Raw genomic sequence first — 16,725 nt, 5'->3', positions numbered from 1 at the left:
GATGTTATCTTTTCTTTATACGTCCCCGTATTTTGTGTTGATGTAATCCATCAGATCAAAATCCCGGTTCGGATGTGCCAGGAACAAGGTTCCTTTTTCTTCTCCGTTCACCAGATCGTGGATCACATTCACATCGTCCGCGTTGGCAATGATCATGTCCGATCCGCTGTCTGTCGCGATGCGTGCTGCTGCCAGCTTTGCTGCCATGCCGCCAGTGCCGACATCACTTCTCGAACCACCGCCCATACCGATCAGCTCCGGCGTGATTTCCTCTACCAGACTAATAAAACGTGCATCCGGATTTTTATGTGGGTCCTCTGAATACAGTCCGTCAATATCAGACATTAAGATCAGAAGATCCGCACCGATCAGCGCTGCTACGATTGCAGACAGGCGGTCGTTATCACCAAACTGGATCTCATGGGTGGACACTGTGTCATTTTCATTGACAACCGGCACTGCGCCTAAACGCAGCAGCTCCTCAAACGTGTTCTGTGCATTGACCCTGGAGGTCTCATTGGTCATGGTATCCTTGGTTAAAAGCACCTGTGCCGCGATGTGGTTATACTCGGAAAACATGCGCTGATACACCATCATCAGCCGTGCCTGGCCCACAGCCGCATATGCCTGTTTTTCTGAAATGGTCTGCGGACGCTTCTGACCGCCAAGTGCCTGTCTTCCCGCTGCGATCGCGCCGGAAGAAACCAGGACCACATCCTTTCCCTCTCCCTTCAGGTCACAGATCACGCGGATGAGCTTTTCAATCTTATATAAATTCAGCTCCCCTGTCTTTTCATGAGTCAGGGAAGACGAACCGATCTTGATGACGATCCGCTTTTTCTCTTTCAGTTTTTCCCTGAAGCTATTCATCCTTCTTAGCCTCCTTATCTGAATGCCGCTACGGCAAACCTGTTTCCGATACAGTCTGCCCGGACAAGCTCAAAAGCGATTTCCTATTTATTCCTGATCTGCCGGACATGGTGCATAACGCTTTGCAATGGCTTCTGCCACCTTTATGCCATCCATGGCCGCAGAGGTAATTCCACCTGCATAACCGGCACCTTCCCCACAAGGGTACAGCCCCCGCACTTCACTCTCAAACTGCTCATCGCGCCAGATGCGCACCGGCGAAGAGGTACGGCTTTCGATTCCGGCAAGCAATGCATCCGGGCGGTCGAAGGCGTGGATCATATGTCCAAAGCCCTCCATGGCCTCGATCAGGGCCTGGTTTAACGGCTCCGGCATAATGGAACGGACATCTCCAAATGCCCATTCTCCGCGCATCTGCGGATTTACGCCGCCAAGCTGGCTGCTGATCTTGTTCTGGCAGAAATCCCCGTAAAGCTGTACCGGGATCTTTCCTCCTGCAGCCTGGTATGCAGCCTCCTCCAGCTTTCTCTGGAATGCCACACCGCCCAGTGCCCCGCGTTCCGGGAAATCCTCCGGTGTGACGGTGACGATCAGGCACTGTTTGCGTTTTCTCCCGCCCGGTCATGATAGCTCATGCCGTTGACTGCCAGTCTTCCTGCTTCGGAAGAAGCATTGACCACATAGCCGCCCGGACACATACAGAAGGTGTACACGCCACGACCGCTCTTCGTCTGCCTGGTAAGCTTATAATTAGCTGCACCAAGCGCCCCGGCATCTTCTCTGCCATACTGGGACAGATTGATCATATTCTGCGGATGCTGGATGCGCAGTCCAACCGCAAATGCCTTTTCTTCCATCGGAACCTGACGCGCAAGCAGCATCGAAAAGGTATCCCGCGCGCTGTGTCCGATCGCCAGGACAACAATGCTGCTCTTTATGGTTTCTTCTGTTTGTACCCCGGTCTTTAAATCCGCAAACGAAACCTTCACACCGCTTACATTTTGCTGCTCCACCAGAAGATCCGTCACCTGGGTATCAAAACGGACAGTACCGCCCAGACGTATGATTTCCTGGCGCATAGCTTTTACCACCTCTGCGAGCACATCCGTGCCGATATGCGGCTTGTGGTCGTAAAGGATCGACGGATCTGCACCAAATTCCGTGAAAAGTTCCAGCACCAGCTGTCCACGCTTTAACGGATCTTTCACCAGTGTATTCAGCTTTCCGTCGGAAAATGTTCCTGCTCCGCCTTCTCCAAACTGTACATTCGTCTGGAGATCCAGGGTTCCGCCCTGCCAGAAGGCATTCACCTTTTTCTGGCGCTCTTCGACTGAGCTGCCCCGTTCCAGAAGAATCGGACGATAGCCATGGCGAGCCAGCATCAGACCACAGAAGAGTCCCGCCGGACCGGTTCCGATGATGAGTGGCCGCTCCCTTAAGCGCTCCTCTCCTGCCTCCGGGAAGTGGTAATGCTCTTCTTTGCAGAGGCTGATCTGTGGATTTTTTCCTTTATGTAACAGTTCCTTTTCCCTGCTGGCGGAAACATCCACGGTGTAACTGTAAAAAAGCTCTGGCTTTTTGCGCGCGTCCAGGGAACGTTTCCGGATATGAAGCTTTAGGATCTCCTCCGGCGCTATCCGCAAAAGCTTTGCTATTTTTTTCTTCAATGCCTCCGGTGTATGGTCTGCCGGAAGCTTGATCTGTGTTAATCGTATCATAATCTATATTCTCCCTGCTGTTGTTCCGGCCACTGCCCCGGTGCTCCAGGCCCACTGCAGGTTATACCCGCCGCAGATGCCATCCACATCGGTCAGCTCTCCCACCAGAAACAGGTGCTTCACCAGCTTCGATTCCATGGTGTCCGGGCGAAGTTCCCTGGTATCGACACCACCGCAGCAGACCTGTGCCTGCTCAAAGCTGTTGGTCGCGGTGACCGGAACTTCAAATTTCTTGATCTGCATCGTCAGTGACTCCAGCTGGCTGTCCTTGATCTGGGCACAGGAACGGTCCGGCTGGATTCCTGCCTGTTTTAACAGCACTGCTGCTAATTTTTTATTCAAAACGCCATTTAAGAACTCGCCGGAAGGACGGTAACCAAGCATCGATTTTCTCTGTTTTAACATTGCCCTGGTATCTTCCATGCTCTTAGACGGGAAGAAGTCCAGCACCGCGTTTACACGCCTGCCTGCGTCCAGTGCCTGGGAAGCATACCGGCTTACCTGAAAGGTCGGGATACCAGAGATACCATAATCCGTCAGCTGGACCTCGCCCTCATCTGCTGCCAGTGTTTTTCCGTCGCTCACAAGCCGTACCACAGCCTCACAGCGGACTCCTGCCAGCTGTTTGAAAAACGTTCCCTTGCATCTTAGCTGCACCAGCGCCGGAAGCGGTTTGATGATCGTGTGACCGAACGCCTTTGCAAGCTCATAGCCGCTGCCGTCCGAACCGGACACCGAAGCCGCCTTGGAACCGGTCGCCAGGATCAGGCAGTCACCCTGATAAGTTCCCTGGTCACTCTCCACAAGAAAGCTCCATTTTTTGTCTTCTTCGCGGAACGGATCTGACAGGACAAAACCGTTTTGATACCCAGATGCTCCGTCTCAAAGCGCAGCGCATCCAACACCGATGCCGCCTGGTCCGAGTTTGGATAAATGTAACCATTCCGGTTTCTGGTGATGATCCCGATCCCGTCAAAAAAGCTTAACGTATCCCAGACAGAAAAGCGGTCCAGCACCTTCATGGGAAACAGCTTCTGGCTGCTCCGGTAATGCTCCGGCTTCAGAGACAGGTTCGTCAGGTTGCAGCGCCCGTTTCCTGTAGATAATATCTTTTTCCCCACCCGGTCCATATGCTCCAGAATGGTTACCTCTGCGCCTTCCCGGGCTGCCATAATGGCCGCCATCAGGCCGGAAGCCCCGCCTCCGATGATCAGTACTTTTCTCTTCACGTTTTCCACGTTGTTCCTCCGCTGTTTCTCAAGATCATTTTAGGAACGGTTCACAAAATACCTGTATCTGCCCAGTTCCCATTTCGGATTACTGCTTACGCGTATGCAGTAACCATTTGCGTTCTATTGTATCCAGTTTGCACGCTCTTTTCAAGCAGATTTTATAACATATCAGCTAGTATACGATTCCAGATAATGAAACACTTCTGCCATAGACGAAAACCAGATCCCTTCCCGCAGCTTTGTCCGCTCCTTTGGTGGAAAATCCATGAGCGGCATATGTGTATAAAGACAGATTGTTTTCTGATCCTTTAAAAAGATCAGAAGCATCCCATCCTCCGCCACCAGATAATACTCTTCCTGGACAGGATGCGCCTGTACCCGCTCCTGGTTTGCCACCATCTGATCCTCTACGACCGTTTCCTGTGTCTCTTCTGTTTCCAGCTGTTCGATTCCGGTCTCGTTTCTATTTTCCAGACTTGCACCTTCCTGACTGCGCCGGACAAAAAACGCGATCAGAATGCAGATCACACTCACTCCCAAAAACAAAAATAAACAGATCCTATACTTTTTCATGGAAAATCCCTCCATGGTATAGTATCTGCTTATTTTTCTTTTTTATCCACCTCCGGTGCCTACGCCTGCGTAAACCAGTCGATTTTATCCGTAAACTGGAACTGAGATTTCACCTGTATCCCTTGTCTGCTTAAGACCGGATGGAAGTCTTGAACTGCCAGGTACATTAGGGAGTTGTTATATTGATTTCCGAATCCAATCATCAAGGAACTCCATCTGCTTATCTGTATGAAACCAGTGTTCTCCATCATTCATTACTGTAAGAGTTGCTCCGGTTTGTTCTGCAAATGCATACATGGTTTCTCCTGAAGTCAGATTATCCTTTGCACCATATAAAATGCAAGTTGGAGTGTTCCACTTAATCGGGTACTTCCGTACATAGCACAGATATTCCCAAGATAACTTGAAGTTACTAATTCCATACCATTACAAATTCTTTTTCTCCTGTGTTGTCATCTATATTTTCGGATCTGATGTTAAATTTCTCCCGTAGATAAAATTTAATCGCTTTCTCATTTTTCTGATAGACGTTTAATTTTAATGTAGGCTTGACTTTCTTTACATGATTTAGCAGTTGTTTCCCAATCCCTTTTGATTGCATTGTTTCTTTTACAAAAATACCTTCAATATAATCATCATTCAATCCAATGAATCCATCTATCTGCTTTGCACATTCATCTTCATGCACATATATTTCTGCATGAGAAAGCAGTTCTCTCACCATGTCGCAGTTGGTACGCCAGTAATCGGACGGTATGAAATGATGTGCTCGAATATTCGTATCAAGCCAGATCTGCATCACTGCGTCTATATCACCATTGCTGTATTGTCTTACCAATTTTCTATCTCCTAATCTACCTATTCTTTCGTTTCAAAAACTGGAATCGATCGTGCTCTGTCTTTCGCTAATGCAACTCCATTTTACTGTGCAAACATAAGTTATGCCCGTCTCAAGATTCGCTTTATATCATCCAGATTTTCAACAAAAAAGATTCCCTCCTGTCGCTCGTTAGAAGATAATCCTTTTTCAATCATATGATTTAGAAGTGCTTTCAAATCATCGTAGTAACCGTTCAGGTTGTAGAGAATGCAGGGTGCCTCCAGATGTTTCAAAGACACATTCGACATTACCTCTGCAATTTCCTCCAATGTTCCCGTGCCGCCCGGGAAAGCAATAAAGGCTTCTCCTAACTCAATCATTTTGTTTTTTCTCTCAGACATATCCTTAGTCACAATCAGTTTTGTCAGTCCATCATGTTGAAACTCATTTTCAATAAAAAAATTCGGCTCAACACCCGTAACATCACCGCCTGCCTTCAATACACTGTCTGCCAATGCTCCCATTAAACCACCTTTAGAACCACCGTAAACAAGTGCATTTCCACTGTTTCCAATCCATGCCCCCAATTCCTCAACTGCTTTTCGTAAGCATGGGTCATTTCCTTCGTTTGCCCCAAGATAAACTGTTATATTCATTAAAAATTTTCTCCTACAACTTCCGATTGTTCGAACTTTTCAAATACTAACGTACTTAATTCTGTTCAATAAGTGATTTATAGTAGTTACCAAAGTCAGCAAGTGAATTAACAATTGGAAGCATTTTTGTTCCGAGTTCCGTTAATCCGTATTCGACTCTCGGTGGCTGCTCATGGTAATCGTGGCGATATGCCAGTCCATCACTCATCATTTGTCTTAAACTATCTGTCAAAACCTTTTGTGAAATACCATCTATACTTCGTTGTAGCTCATTGAATCTCCATGGGCGCTCTTTCAAGTTACGCAAAATCAGCAGTTTCCATTTTCCTCCGATGAGAGATACCGCTGTTGCAACTGGGCATTCCGGTAATTCTTCTTTTGCTCGCATAATTCTCACCTCCGAGTCTATTGTAACACATTCAATTTTGAGTGTACAGTTACAAAAAGGTGCGTACTTGTTTTTGTATGTATCTCACTCTATACTAATACCAAGCAGCCAGAAACTACAAATCAACTATGGAGGTATTATTATGACAAATTACACAAAAACAACTATTGGAAAGGAAAACCGAATTGAACTGCATGAAAAGTTGTCTTTAACAGGTGCAGAAATCAGTTTAAACGAACTACCTGCAGGAGCAAATGTCCCATTTGTTCATTCTCATAAAGAAAATGAGGAAATCTATGGAATTCTTTCAGGTAACGGCAAAGCCATAATTGATGGAGAAGAAATCAGCCTTTCAACTGGAGACTGGCTAAAAATCGCACCTGCTGCAAAGCGTCAGTTTTTTGCATCCGATATTTCCGGAATTACTTATATCTGCATACAGGTAAAAGAAAATTCTCTGGAACATTTTACAGCAGAGGACGCCGTAATCGGCTAATTAAAAGTATTTATTTACAAAAATGCACAGTTCCCGATAAGCTAAGAACTGTGCATTTCTTTTTTCTTTAATTTTACAATTTCTCTATTTTTCAAACAAGAACTTCTCGATTTCAAATGGCGATAAATAAATCTCTCCACCATCATCAGTTTAATTTTCGTTTAGATTAACGATTTCTTTTTCCTGTATTCTCTGTCCCTCGGATTTCCTCATGATAGAAATAATCTACGATCACCGGATGTCCCTGCGGGACTCTGCCATAAGGCATTTCATTATCCACAAAGGGACAATCATACTTCTTAGCCATTTCCTCAGCTTTTACTTCAAGTGCTTCAAAGTAGCTGCGGTTATGCTTGTTATAGATCTCGTCGTAAAGTGGTACAAGATCAGGATATTTTCCGGCGATATAATCCATAATTGTCTTTTTGAAACCGCCTCGAAGATTGAGATTTTCGAGCCAGAACAGATCGCACTGATCCTTTACCCGCGCAAAGATTGCTTCAAAATCCGTGATACCGGGGAATACCGGAGATACGAAACAGACTGTACGGATACCTGCTTCATATACCTGCTTCATAGCAGCGATACGGCGCTCAATGCTAGAAGCAGAGTCCATATCGTTCTTGAAATTTTCATCTAGTGTGTTGATCGACCATGAAACGGTTACTCGTCCAAGCTTCTTTAGCAGATCAATATCTCGTACCACAAGATCCGACTTTGTGCAGATCAGAATATCTGCGTCACTGCCGACCAGCTGCTCCAGTAGTTTTCTGGTATTCCCGAATTGCTCCTCCTGTGGATTGTAGCCATCTGTCACAGAACCGATGACCACCCGCTGTCCGGCATATTTCTTCGGATTCTTAATTTCCGGCCAATGCTTCACATCAAGGAAAGTGCCCCATTCCTCCTTGTGTCCGGTAAAGCGCTTCATAAAAGAAGCATAGCAATACTTGCAGGCGTGTGTACAGCCTACATATGGATTGACCGAGTAACCGCCTACAGGCAGACTGGACTTGGTCATGATGTTCTTTGTTTCCGCCTCATTAATGAGGATTCCATTTATTACTTCTGCCATGATCTCTGTACCTCCAACACTTTATTGAATTCATCCGGCATTTCCTGAATCATATTTTCAGTCCCTATGATAGGGACAAGATCTTCCTTCATAAATACCGGAATGTCAAGCACATGCGCCTGATCTGTCAGAGACCATGCCCACTCCGGCTCCGTATGAACCTTCCTGCTCTGAACTCCAGTCATGGTGCCGACAACGATCCAGTTGATCCCGGAAAGATCAACTGAACCTGGATTGTCGAATATCGGCTCAAAGGTAACATGATAGTGTTTTGCTCTGACATTTTCCCGTAGTGCGTCAATACGCCACAGTTCTGCTTTTCTCGTCACCGTAACACCAAACCATGCGTTTTCCAAATCTGTATCAAAATCCAGCAGATCTGGTCGCTTTGTAAGGAACAGGAACTGATGCTGTGGATTTTCACGGATTTTTTCAAATACCTCGTCTCTCCATTCTGACTTCCAGCCGGAAAGATCGCTCATGCCGGTAAGAAGAAAGTTCTGCGGACGTTTCTTTTCCATCATCTTGAGCTTACCCGGAAAGAATTCAGGGTCAGCAAAGTCATCAATCATATGCCAGCGTTTCACATTATTGCGGGCATAGCAATATGCACACCCCACTGTACATCCGATGACGATATTCATGTTTTGAATCTGATCTTTGATACAAATACTCATGATTTCTGCCACTCCTCAAGATTCTTTCTGATACGGTCAAGGCATTCCTCAAACTGGGTAATTTCTTCCTCCGAAAAACCTTTGTAGTAAATACTGCCCATTTTATCAGATACAGAATCGTATTCGTCCTTTAAGGCTTGTGCTTTTTCAGTCAGAAACAGGAGTGTTTTCCTTTTGTCCGTTTCAGACTGAACGCGTCTTATCAGCCCTTGATTTTCCATTCTTTCCAGCATCGTAGTAAGAGAAGTTATCGCTAATCCACATTTAATCGAGAGTGACCTGATTGAGATTCCATCTTCCTGCCACAGTACATAAAGAATACGCCCTTGGGCTCCGTTAAACGCATCAATATTCTTTTCGCTGAGAATCTTCTCAAAGATTCGATCTCCAAGTTGTTTTATTTTGGTAACAAGAAATCCGCCATTCATTTTCACGCAAAAACTCCTATATAGTATTTTATCAAATAATACTATATAGGAGTTTTACTGTCAACAGTTTGTATGTCTAAGTAGAAGTGAATTCCGATTTCTCAGTTTCAAAAACTTGAAGTTGTCACCATGTTCATCACTTATTTATACACGTTTGTAAATAATGGGATCATCGTATCCAAAAGTCCGCTTTCCGTTAACTTCTATAATTTCAGATACTTCCAAACAACTATCAGAAAACTTTTCCCAAAGCTTAAATGTCATTACTGGTGAAAACTGACTTGTGCTGCCTCCCTCCCAGATGCCATCATTTTCATGATAAAGTGCCGGAGTAAACTTTTTAGATTTTTTCAGTTCACTATAATCAACATTTTTCATAGAATCATATGAGAATGTATTTTTGTCTTCTCCTTCCGGAATCTCATAGGAGGAAAGTAAAATTCCATCTTCATTTTCTGTAATAAGGAAAAGGTGCGGTGATGCATGACGGTTACCATTGGTCTCATAGTAACTTTCTTCAACAACAAATTTTCCATTGAAATCTTGAGGAATATTATTTATTTTGTCATTGCAGACTGTATTTACATGCTTAGCATAAGGATATATTTTTCCTGTTGCCTGCATCATATTAAACTGCTCTTTGTTATCAAAATGTCCCGTCATCATACCAATAAAATTATCAAGTTTCATCATTTTATTTTACCTCCATAAATTCCGATTGAGATTTCACCAGTTCTAAGAAATTTAATAACTGTTATATTTTGTTATTAAATTCTCTGTAAACCCTTAAAAACACTGGATTTGTCACAGGTGAGCTTTCCCTTATTGTTTCCCTTGTGTTATATCATCCTACCAGTGCTTACGAACTCTGATAAGGGAAAATACAAGGGCAAAAAAATTATATAAAACAGTATAACACAAAATAAAACTGACATGGTGAACTGATTGAAATGCTTCTTAATTTTTACAATTAATGATTGATTGAATAATAAGGAGATGGGATACGATGAGAACAATATTTGCAGAATACAATCCACAATGCAACAGCATTGATGTTTATACCAGTGCGGGATATATGCTCCGCCTTATTTAGCGGAATATCCACATTAATATGTTTCAGATTATGAACATGTGCATTTCGAATTTTAATCACATTCGGATGATTCTGTTCCTTCATTTTCTTATCCTTTCCGTATAACAATTTTCTTATTCTATTATACAGCAAAAGCGTATTGCCGGTCGTATAAACCACAATACGCTTTTGCCTTTATGAAGCTACTTTGTTACACAATACTCATAAACCATTCCACCGTTTCAGGTGAATAATGGGAAAAGAACAAACTCTTTCCAGTATCAAGCACTTCAATCTGCTTCATTTCCTCATCTGTCAGTACAAAATCAAATACATTGAAATTCTCCTGCATTCGTTCTTCGTGCGTTGATTTTGGAATCACAACAATGCCATTCTGAAGCAAGAAACGAAGTGCCACCTGAGCTACACTCTTTCCATATTTTGCTCCGATCTCTTTCAGTACCGGAGTATTGAAGAAATCATTTTTTCCTTCTGCAAACGGTCCCCAACTCATAATCTGTGTATTATGTTTTGCAAGATATTCACGAGCCACTTTCTGCTGCTGGAACACATGTGTTTCCACCTGATTTACCGCAGGAACAACTTCTGCGAAATGTGCAATGTCGATATAACGATCCGGATAGAAGTTTGAAACGCCGATTGCACGTGCCTTGCCTGCTTTAAAAGGAGTATCTAAATGTTAGATTTATCCGATCTTTACCAGTTTGTAACCTACGCAGACTGTGGTACCTTATCTGCTGCTGCAGATAAACTTCATATTTCCCAGCCGACACTTACCAGAACCATGCATGATGTGGAAGATGCTTTTGGGGTTCCACTCTTTCATCGTGGTAAAAACCGTATCGAATTAACTGCCACCGGTAAAGTTGCGGTAGAGCAGGCCAGGTCTCTGCTTTCCGAGTCTGAAAAAGCAGTTCAGACCGTACAGACATTTGAACGCAATCAGCATACGATTACCATTCATTCCTGCGCTCCCGTACCTCTATGGTCATTATTGCCTGAACTGTCACGCAGATTTCCTGATAATATTATTTCCTCAAAACTGACAAATATGGATGAAATCCTTCAAAATGCCAGTTCCGGCAATGCTGATATCGGTATTCTGCCACAGGCCTGTTCAGATAAAAATCTTCTCTGCATCCCTTATCTTAAGGAGCAGCTCTATGTCTGTATCCCGAAAGAACACAAACTGGCAGAACATTCACAGCTGAGTCTTTCACAGCTTAACGGTTTTAACTGCCTTCTTCGTGATGAAATCGGTTTCTGGACAAATCTGGTAAAAAGCCAAATGCCAGCATCCCACTTTCTGATACAGACAGATGAATTTGAGTTTGAAGAATTGGTCAGGACTTCCACATTATTATGTTTTTCCAGCAGTAAAGCACCCGGCTCAGAGCAGACTCTGAAAGGACGGAAACGGATTCCCTTAACTGATCCTGAAGTAAATGTTACCTATCACCTGATTAGTTCTGCTAAGAGTACTATTTTACAATCTGTTTCGCCCACTTTTGAATTTCGTTATCAGAAGTAATCTGTTTTTCTTCATTAAAGCGTACATTGAGTCCCGCATGAACCGTTTTTTTTAGACATAAACCAATAAAATATAACACAAAATGCTAAAGCAAACACAACACCAAAAACATTTTGAATCACTCTAAGACTAACCGCTCCTTGTAGTCCATAAGTCTCTGCAGCAATGGCTAAAGCACCAAATGTGTTAAATACTGCCTGCCAGCCATATTGTGCTGAAAATCCTACACCGATTCCACCAAGAATTCCTATATATGCATAGATTGACGAAGGAAGCAGAAAATATAATACGGTAAAACATATAACACCTGCAATATTTCCGACAATCCTTTTACGGACTCTGTAGTGCATATCTTCCATAAACGGCAAAATCGTGGACATGGCCGCAATACCAGCCCACATTGCACGTGGCATATTACAAAGTTCTGCAATGCAAAGGACAATCGGTACGCATAAAATCTGACATATCTGCCATTTTGTTCTGGAAGAAGTGATATCAAATTCTTGTATCAGATCTTTCAGATTTCTTTTATAGGTTCTGTTTTTATGATTTCGATAAAATACGAAGCAGGTAAGTGCTGCACCTAAAGCCATTCCGACTAATCGCATCTGATAGCTTTTTCCCGTAACATCATAACCATATAGCAGTAGATACCCAAGAACCAATGTAGATTGATTAAACATGAATGGATTATGGCATCCGAACAGAATCAACACAGCCAGTGCCGCAATATTTAACAGCATTCCCAATACCGGTGAAAACTGATTTGCTAAATGCGGACATACAGTCATAATTACAAAGAACAAAGCCAAAAGCATCGTAGATTGTCCGGTGTGGATCCCCAGATCCGCATTTCTAAACACCATGAGACATAATAAGACTACTACACCTACAATGCTGTTCTCATTTCCAAATAGGATACTGAAAATACTAACAAAGAAAAAACAAAATGCCATTGTAGCAGCTATCTTCACCAGATATACCCACATATGATATAATTTTTCTTTTAGTGTTTCACTCCTTTTCAACAGGTTTTTAGAACCTACCTGATTTAACTGCAACTCCTGATAAAATGTCATGTAATTCCTCCTCTATCTGTTTTTCTTAAACTTATATGGCCTCATCTTTCTGTATTGGAAGCTCTACAACAAATCTGCATCCACCATATTCACGGTTTTCTGCTTTGATTGTTCCTCCGGCACTATCTACAATTCGTTTTACAAGTGCAAGACCTAGGCCATTTCCTTCTGCTTTATGAGATCCATCTACCTGATAGAACTTGTCAAATATTCTGGATTTTACATCATCCTCTATTCCTGGTCCTTCATCTTCCAGAATGAACTTAACAGAATCCTGTTCTTGTTTCAGAAACATCGTAATTGTCCCCTTTGAAGGACTGAACTTAATCGCATTATCCAAAAGATTCATCCAGATATGCATAAAAAGTCCTTCATTCCCAGTATATTTAACTTCCTCCAGCTCTACCTGGAAACCAATTTCTTTTTCTGTCCATTTTGTCTCCAGGGAAAGAAATGCCTGACGGATCTGTTCATCCAAACGATATTCTGTTTTTTTCATTGGTATGTTCTGATTCTCTAACTTGGATAACAGCAAAATATTTCCAACCAATCCGGAAAGCCTTTGGGTATTAAACAGGATTTTTTCTACATATTCCTCTTGCTCCTGAGACAGTTCTTCTCCCTGAAGAAGCATTGTATACCTTCAATGGCATTGATCGGGGTCTTAAACTCATGAGAAACATTGGAGACAAAATCCATCTGCAGTACTTCTGTTGCACGAAGCTCTTTTGTCATCACATTAAAACTCTGGTAAGATTCTCCAACTTCTGCGATACGGCTGTTCGTTTCCAAGTGCTGTTCAAAATCTCCCTGCGAAACTTCCTTCATTGCTTTACTGAGTCTGGTAATTGGTTCCAGCAACCTTGCATTGATAAAGGAAGTAATCAGCCCTGCAATCAATGTATTAAAAATCAAAAGCCAGCCAAGCACAGGTATGCTACCAGGCAGATTAAAAAAATGATTCAAAAAAGCAAATAATAACGCAGATATGACTGTTGAAAATACAAGTGCCAGCCAGATTGCACCAGTCAGACAGGATCGAATCCGCAATCCTTTTTCTTTCTTTTGTTCCATTATTTTTTCACCACCTTGTATCCAATTCCACGCATTGTTACGATTTCAAAATCAGGGTTATCTTTCAAACGCTCCCTGATTCTTCCTATATGTACCTCTATCGTATGTGGGTCTGCCTCCGTCTCGTATCCCCATACTTCATCCATCAACTGTTGTTTTGTAAATGTTCTGCCTGGCGATGCTGCAAGCTTATATAAAAGCAGGAATTCTTTTTTAGGCAAAACAAGACTTTCCTTATCAGTTGTAACCGTCATTGCATCATAATCAAACTCTGTTGAACCGATCACAATTTTGTGTTCATTCAGTATCTGTGCACGGCGAAGCAGTGCTCCGACTCTTAAAACCATTTCATTCACATTTACCGGTTTTACCATATAATCGTCACTTCCCGAAAGAAATCCCTGGCGCATATCATCAAAGGAACCTTTCGCAGTGATCATAAGTACCGGTATCTGATATCCTGCTGAACGGAGTTCCGACACCAGTTCATAACCATCCATAACCGGCATCATAATATCGGAAATGATCAGATCAATATACTCTTTATCCAATATTTCTAATGCCAGTGCTCCATCCGATGCACTTTTGACCTGATATCCATTCTTCTCAAGCACTTTTTGGAATAGCTGGCTTAATTCTTTATCATCTTCTACAATCAATATTTGAAACACGTTTTCCTTCCTCCTTATTAAAACAGATACCTTGCCCATCCAAGCAGATGCTGTACCAAAAGTACGTTTCTCTGACGCTTCTTTGTCAATTCAATTGGCTCTACATGATACGGATCACGATAGGTTCCATCTTCCAATACCTGTCGGGACACTCTTTCATATTCCATCATGCCTTCTTCCAACTGTTTATTAATCTCTTTGCTACGTATTACAAGCATCAGTTCCGTATCCAGATACGTGCTTCTCATTTTTTGTTTCTTTTTGGGTTGTATTGGACACTTCCGGCTGCTTTTTATATGCAACGCAGATTCCGAGCAATTCATAAAAAGCCACACATAAAAAAATTGCCAGTATAACAAGAAGGATTTTACATATTTTATACTTTTTCATTGTACATCACCTGATTCCTTTTTATTTCATACTTATACAATACAAAGTCAATCTCAATTTAACCTCAACAAGGTTTGTTTTTTCATCAATGCAAAATCTTCTTTGTACAACAGACTGTTAGATATAGCAAAAACGGCCTTTCAAAAACAGTTAACTTCTAAATCAACTGTTTTTTGAAAGGTCGTTTCATCAGATTCTTATAGCAATCCAGCAAATAATCTCATAAATAATTGTCCCAGTCGCAAATATGCACTTCGTCCGGTTTGATATTGGTCTGTCACATCACGACATTCTCCCATCGTTCTTATCAGATCATTTTTTATTTCCACAACTGCCTGACAATCTGCCATAAAACAGCCGTTTCAAAATGGTGATATAAACTTCGATAATCCAGATTAATTGTTCCACAAGTTGCCATACAGTCATCTGCCACACTCATTTTTGCATGACAGAAACCAGGAGTCCACTCATAAACACGAACACCATGTTTAACCAATCCATGATAAAAAGAACGAGTTATATTATAAATGAATTTTTTATCAGGGATACCAGGTGTGATAATTCTTACGTCTACCCCTCGCTTAGCAGCCAGACATAACGCATGCGTCATTTCATCTGTTATGATTAGATATGGAGTCATAAACCAACAATATTTTTCAGCTTTATTTATCATACTGATATAAACTTCTTCTCCTACTTGCTCATTATCCATAGGCTGTCTGCATAAGGTTGAACAAACCCAGTTTGCTGTGCCGCATAATCATAGTGGAAAAGGTATTTACTAAAATCAGAATCATTAGCATTCTTATCACTTACTGCATTCCACATTTCCAAAAATGTCACCGTAAGCGACTGAACAGCATCTCCTTCTAAACGAATACCTGTATCTTTCCACTGTCCATACGGGTGTGTGTAATTAAAATATTCATTTGCTAGATTATATCCACCTGTAAATCCGACTTTTCCATCAATAACTGTTATTTTTCTATGATCACGATTGTTCAAAAACAGATTTAAACCTGGCACAAACGGATTGAATACACGGCAATGAATTCCTATTGCCTCCATCTTTTTCACAAAATCTGTGTTAATAAAGCCTATAGAACCCATATCATCGTAGAATACTCTAACTTCCACACCTGCTTTTACTCGCTCTTCCAGAACAGCTTGAATCTTATGCCATGCTTCAGCGTCTTCTATCGCATGATATTCCATAAAGATAAACTTCTGTGCTTTCTCCAAATCCTTAAGCTGTGCCTCTAATCCTTTCACTGCCTCATCAAAATACACAATATCCGTATTCTGATAGATTGGATACTGCGAATTTCTTTGTATGTAACTTGCTATATTTCCTGCTTTCGGAATTGTTTCTTTTATTCTGCTCAAACACTCCTGATTGTCCGGAAGCATTGGTAACAATTTGCTATCAATTTCTGCATATCGCTCACGCATTTTATGTGTGCCACCATTCAAACCAATCAACAAATACAGGCCTACACCCATAATTGGGAAAATTAGAATTAAGATAACCCAAGGCATTTTCATAGAGGATGTCTTATTTGATGCGTACAATCCCAAAACCAAGATCCCACTCAAAATCTTTGTAAATAAATTTATGATTTCTGCATATTCATTCAAGCGTGTTACGATAGTAATAATAAAAATCACTTCCAGAAGAATGCAGATCATGGAAAAACACAGCCGTTTTACCCCGTTTTTTGTTTTTGCTTTACCCTCTAAAGTATCTTGTTTCATATATATTCCACCTTCCTACTTGCTCAGTTTTCTCCGTGAACTACATCGGCAATTGAATTACCAAGCATCTGATTACGAAGCATAGCTCCGTAGTTTCAGGGGTGCGTCCATGACACCCTTACTGCTACCCAGGTGGGTTACACAGCTACTTTTATTGTTTTTGTACTGCTCAGCCCGGTTACGGGCATATCAATTTCTT

The 16,725-nt window shown here is 42.2% G+C and carries 15 protein-coding genes and 7 pseudogenes; 3 read left to right on the top strand and 19 right to left on the bottom strand.

Features of this window, described 5'->3' with window-relative positions:
- Nucleotides 1-15: 15 nt before the first annotated feature.
- The 9 genes and pseudogenes from proB to DXA97_RS13230 form a co-directional block, all read right to left on the bottom strand.
- A complete protein-coding gene (gene proB / locus DXA97_RS13260; RefSeq protein ID WP_118720622.1) occupies nt 16-870 on the bottom strand; it encodes a glutamate 5-kinase in 855 nt (284 codons plus the stop codon).
- An 87-nt stretch (nt 871-957) separates the two neighbouring features.
- Nucleotides 958-2,588: pseudogene (locus DXA97_RS13255) on the bottom strand (FAD-dependent protein).
- A gap of 3 nt (nt 2,589-2,591) precedes the next feature.
- Complete coding sequence (locus DXA97_RS13250; protein WP_279221174.1) at nt 2,592-3,392, bottom strand: aminoacetone oxidase family FAD-binding enzyme; 801 nt, start codon at nt 3,390-3,392, stop codon at nt 2,592-2,594.
- Nucleotides 3,353-3,826 (bottom strand): FAD-dependent oxidoreductase, encoded by a 474-nt coding sequence (locus DXA97_RS21615; RefSeq protein WP_279221173.1) that lies wholly within the window; start codon nt 3,824-3,826, stop codon nt 3,353-3,355. The genes DXA97_RS13250 and DXA97_RS21615 overlap by 40 nt, the downstream gene beginning before the upstream one ends.
- Before the next feature lie 162 nt (nt 3,827-3,988).
- Nucleotides 3,989-4,393 (bottom strand): hypothetical protein, encoded by a 405-nt coding sequence (locus DXA97_RS13245; protein WP_118720668.1) that lies wholly within the window; start codon nt 4,391-4,393, stop codon nt 3,989-3,991.
- A gap of 177 nt (nt 4,394-4,570) precedes the next feature.
- Nucleotides 4,571-4,795 (bottom strand): annotated as a pseudogene (locus DXA97_RS20985) (alpha/beta hydrolase); the annotation flags it as partial.
- A gap of 10 nt (nt 4,796-4,805) precedes the next feature.
- Nucleotides 4,806-5,231 (bottom strand): GNAT family N-acetyltransferase, encoded by a 426-nt coding sequence (locus tag DXA97_RS13240; RefSeq protein ID WP_118544191.1) that lies wholly within the window; start codon nt 5,229-5,231, stop codon nt 4,806-4,808.
- A 101-nt stretch (nt 5,232-5,332) separates the two neighbouring features.
- Nucleotides 5,333-5,869 carry a TIGR00730 family Rossman fold protein gene (locus DXA97_RS13235; RefSeq protein ID WP_118544327.1) on the bottom strand — a complete coding sequence of 179 codons (537 nt, stop codon included), beginning with the start codon at nt 5,867-5,869 and terminating at the stop codon, nt 5,333-5,335.
- A gap of 55 nt (nt 5,870-5,924) precedes the next feature.
- Nucleotides 5,925-6,257, bottom strand: coding sequence for a helix-turn-helix domain-containing protein (locus DXA97_RS13230; protein WP_072522465.1), 333 nt, complete (start codon nt 6,255-6,257; stop codon nt 5,925-5,927).
- Between the two features lie 142 nt (nt 6,258-6,399).
- Here DXA97_RS13230 and DXA97_RS13225 point away from each other — a divergent pair, with 142 nt between their 5' ends.
- Entirely contained in the window at nt 6,400-6,753 is a 354-nt protein-coding gene (locus DXA97_RS13225) for a cupin domain-containing protein (protein ID WP_117495883.1), read from the top strand.
- Between the two features lie 166 nt (nt 6,754-6,919).
- On the opposite strand, the gene DXA97_RS13220 is transcribed toward DXA97_RS13225, so the two are convergent.
- The 4 genes from DXA97_RS13220 to DXA97_RS13205 form a co-directional block, all read right to left on the bottom strand.
- Nucleotides 6,920-7,828: a radical SAM mobile pair protein B gene (locus DXA97_RS13220; RefSeq protein WP_118720620.1), complete on the bottom strand. Its 909-nt coding sequence runs from the start codon at nt 7,826-7,828 to the stop codon at nt 6,920-6,922.
- Nucleotides 7,816-8,505, bottom strand: a complete 690-nt coding sequence (locus tag DXA97_RS13215; RefSeq protein WP_118720618.1) for a radical SAM mobile pair protein A — start codon at nt 8,503-8,505, stop codon at nt 7,816-7,818. Before DXA97_RS13215 ends, DXA97_RS13220 begins: the two co-directional genes overlap by 13 nt.
- Nucleotides 8,502-8,939: a radical SAM mobile pair system MarR family transcriptional regulator gene (locus DXA97_RS13210; protein WP_118705698.1), complete on the bottom strand. Its 438-nt coding sequence runs from the start codon at nt 8,937-8,939 to the stop codon at nt 8,502-8,504. The genes DXA97_RS13215 and DXA97_RS13210 overlap by 4 nt, the downstream gene beginning before the upstream one ends.
- Nucleotides 8,940-9,077: 138 nt before the next feature.
- Nucleotides 9,078-9,626 carry a hypothetical protein gene (locus DXA97_RS13205; protein ID WP_118544328.1) on the bottom strand — a complete coding sequence of 183 codons (549 nt, stop codon included), beginning with the start codon at nt 9,624-9,626 and terminating at the stop codon, nt 9,078-9,080.
- 313 nt (nt 9,627-9,939) lie between these two features.
- Between DXA97_RS13205 and DXA97_RS20460 the strand changes: the two are divergent.
- Nucleotides 9,940-10,020: pseudogene (locus DXA97_RS20460) on the top strand (toxin-antitoxin system protein); the annotation flags it as partial.
- A gap of 196 nt (nt 10,021-10,216) precedes the next feature.
- Here DXA97_RS20460 and DXA97_RS13200 read toward each other — a convergent pair.
- Nucleotides 10,217-10,678 (bottom strand): annotated as a pseudogene (locus DXA97_RS13200) (aldo/keto reductase); the annotation flags it as partial.
- A 24-nt stretch (nt 10,679-10,702) separates the two neighbouring features.
- On the opposite strand from DXA97_RS13200, the gene DXA97_RS13195 reads away from it, so the two are divergent.
- Nucleotides 10,703-11,557 carry a LysR family transcriptional regulator gene (locus DXA97_RS13195; protein ID WP_118720616.1) on the top strand — a complete coding sequence of 285 codons (855 nt, stop codon included), beginning with the start codon at nt 10,703-10,705 and terminating at the stop codon, nt 11,555-11,557.
- A 14-nt stretch (nt 11,558-11,571) separates the two neighbouring features.
- On the opposite strand, the gene DXA97_RS13190 is transcribed toward DXA97_RS13195, so the two are convergent.
- From DXA97_RS13190 to cls, 5 genes and pseudogenes are all read right to left on the bottom strand, one after another.
- The gene (locus DXA97_RS13190) at nt 11,572-12,636 is read right to left on the bottom strand and encodes an FUSC family protein (RefSeq protein WP_118720614.1); all 1,065 of its coding nucleotides are present in this window, start codon (nt 12,634-12,636) and stop codon (nt 11,572-11,574) included.
- A 31-nt stretch (nt 12,637-12,667) separates the two neighbouring features.
- A pseudogene (locus tag DXA97_RS13185) lies at nt 12,668-13,710 on the bottom strand (HAMP domain-containing sensor histidine kinase).
- On the bottom strand, nt 13,710-14,420 hold the full coding sequence (locus tag DXA97_RS13180; protein WP_117485576.1) for a response regulator transcription factor: 711 nt from the start codon (nt 14,418-14,420) through the stop codon (nt 13,710-13,712). The pseudogene DXA97_RS13185 and the gene DXA97_RS13180 overlap by 1 nt, the downstream one beginning before the upstream one ends.
- Nucleotides 14,399-14,629 (bottom strand): annotated as a pseudogene (locus DXA97_RS13175) (phospholipase D family protein); the annotation flags it as partial. The pseudogene DXA97_RS13175 and the gene DXA97_RS13180, both read right to left, overlap by 22 nt.
- Nucleotides 14,630-14,968: 339 nt before the next feature.
- A pseudogene (cls, locus tag DXA97_RS13170) lies at nt 14,969-16,526 on the bottom strand (cardiolipin synthase).
- Between the last annotated feature and the right edge of the window lie 199 nt (nt 16,527-16,725).

This window comes from Clostridium sp. OF09-36, assembly GCF_003481985.1.
Classification (GTDB): domain Bacteria; phylum Bacillota; class Clostridia; order Lachnospirales; family Lachnospiraceae; genus Brotaphodocola.
The sequence above is the reverse complement of the archived record's forward strand: the minus strand, read 5'-3'. Positions and strand labels throughout refer to the sequence as shown.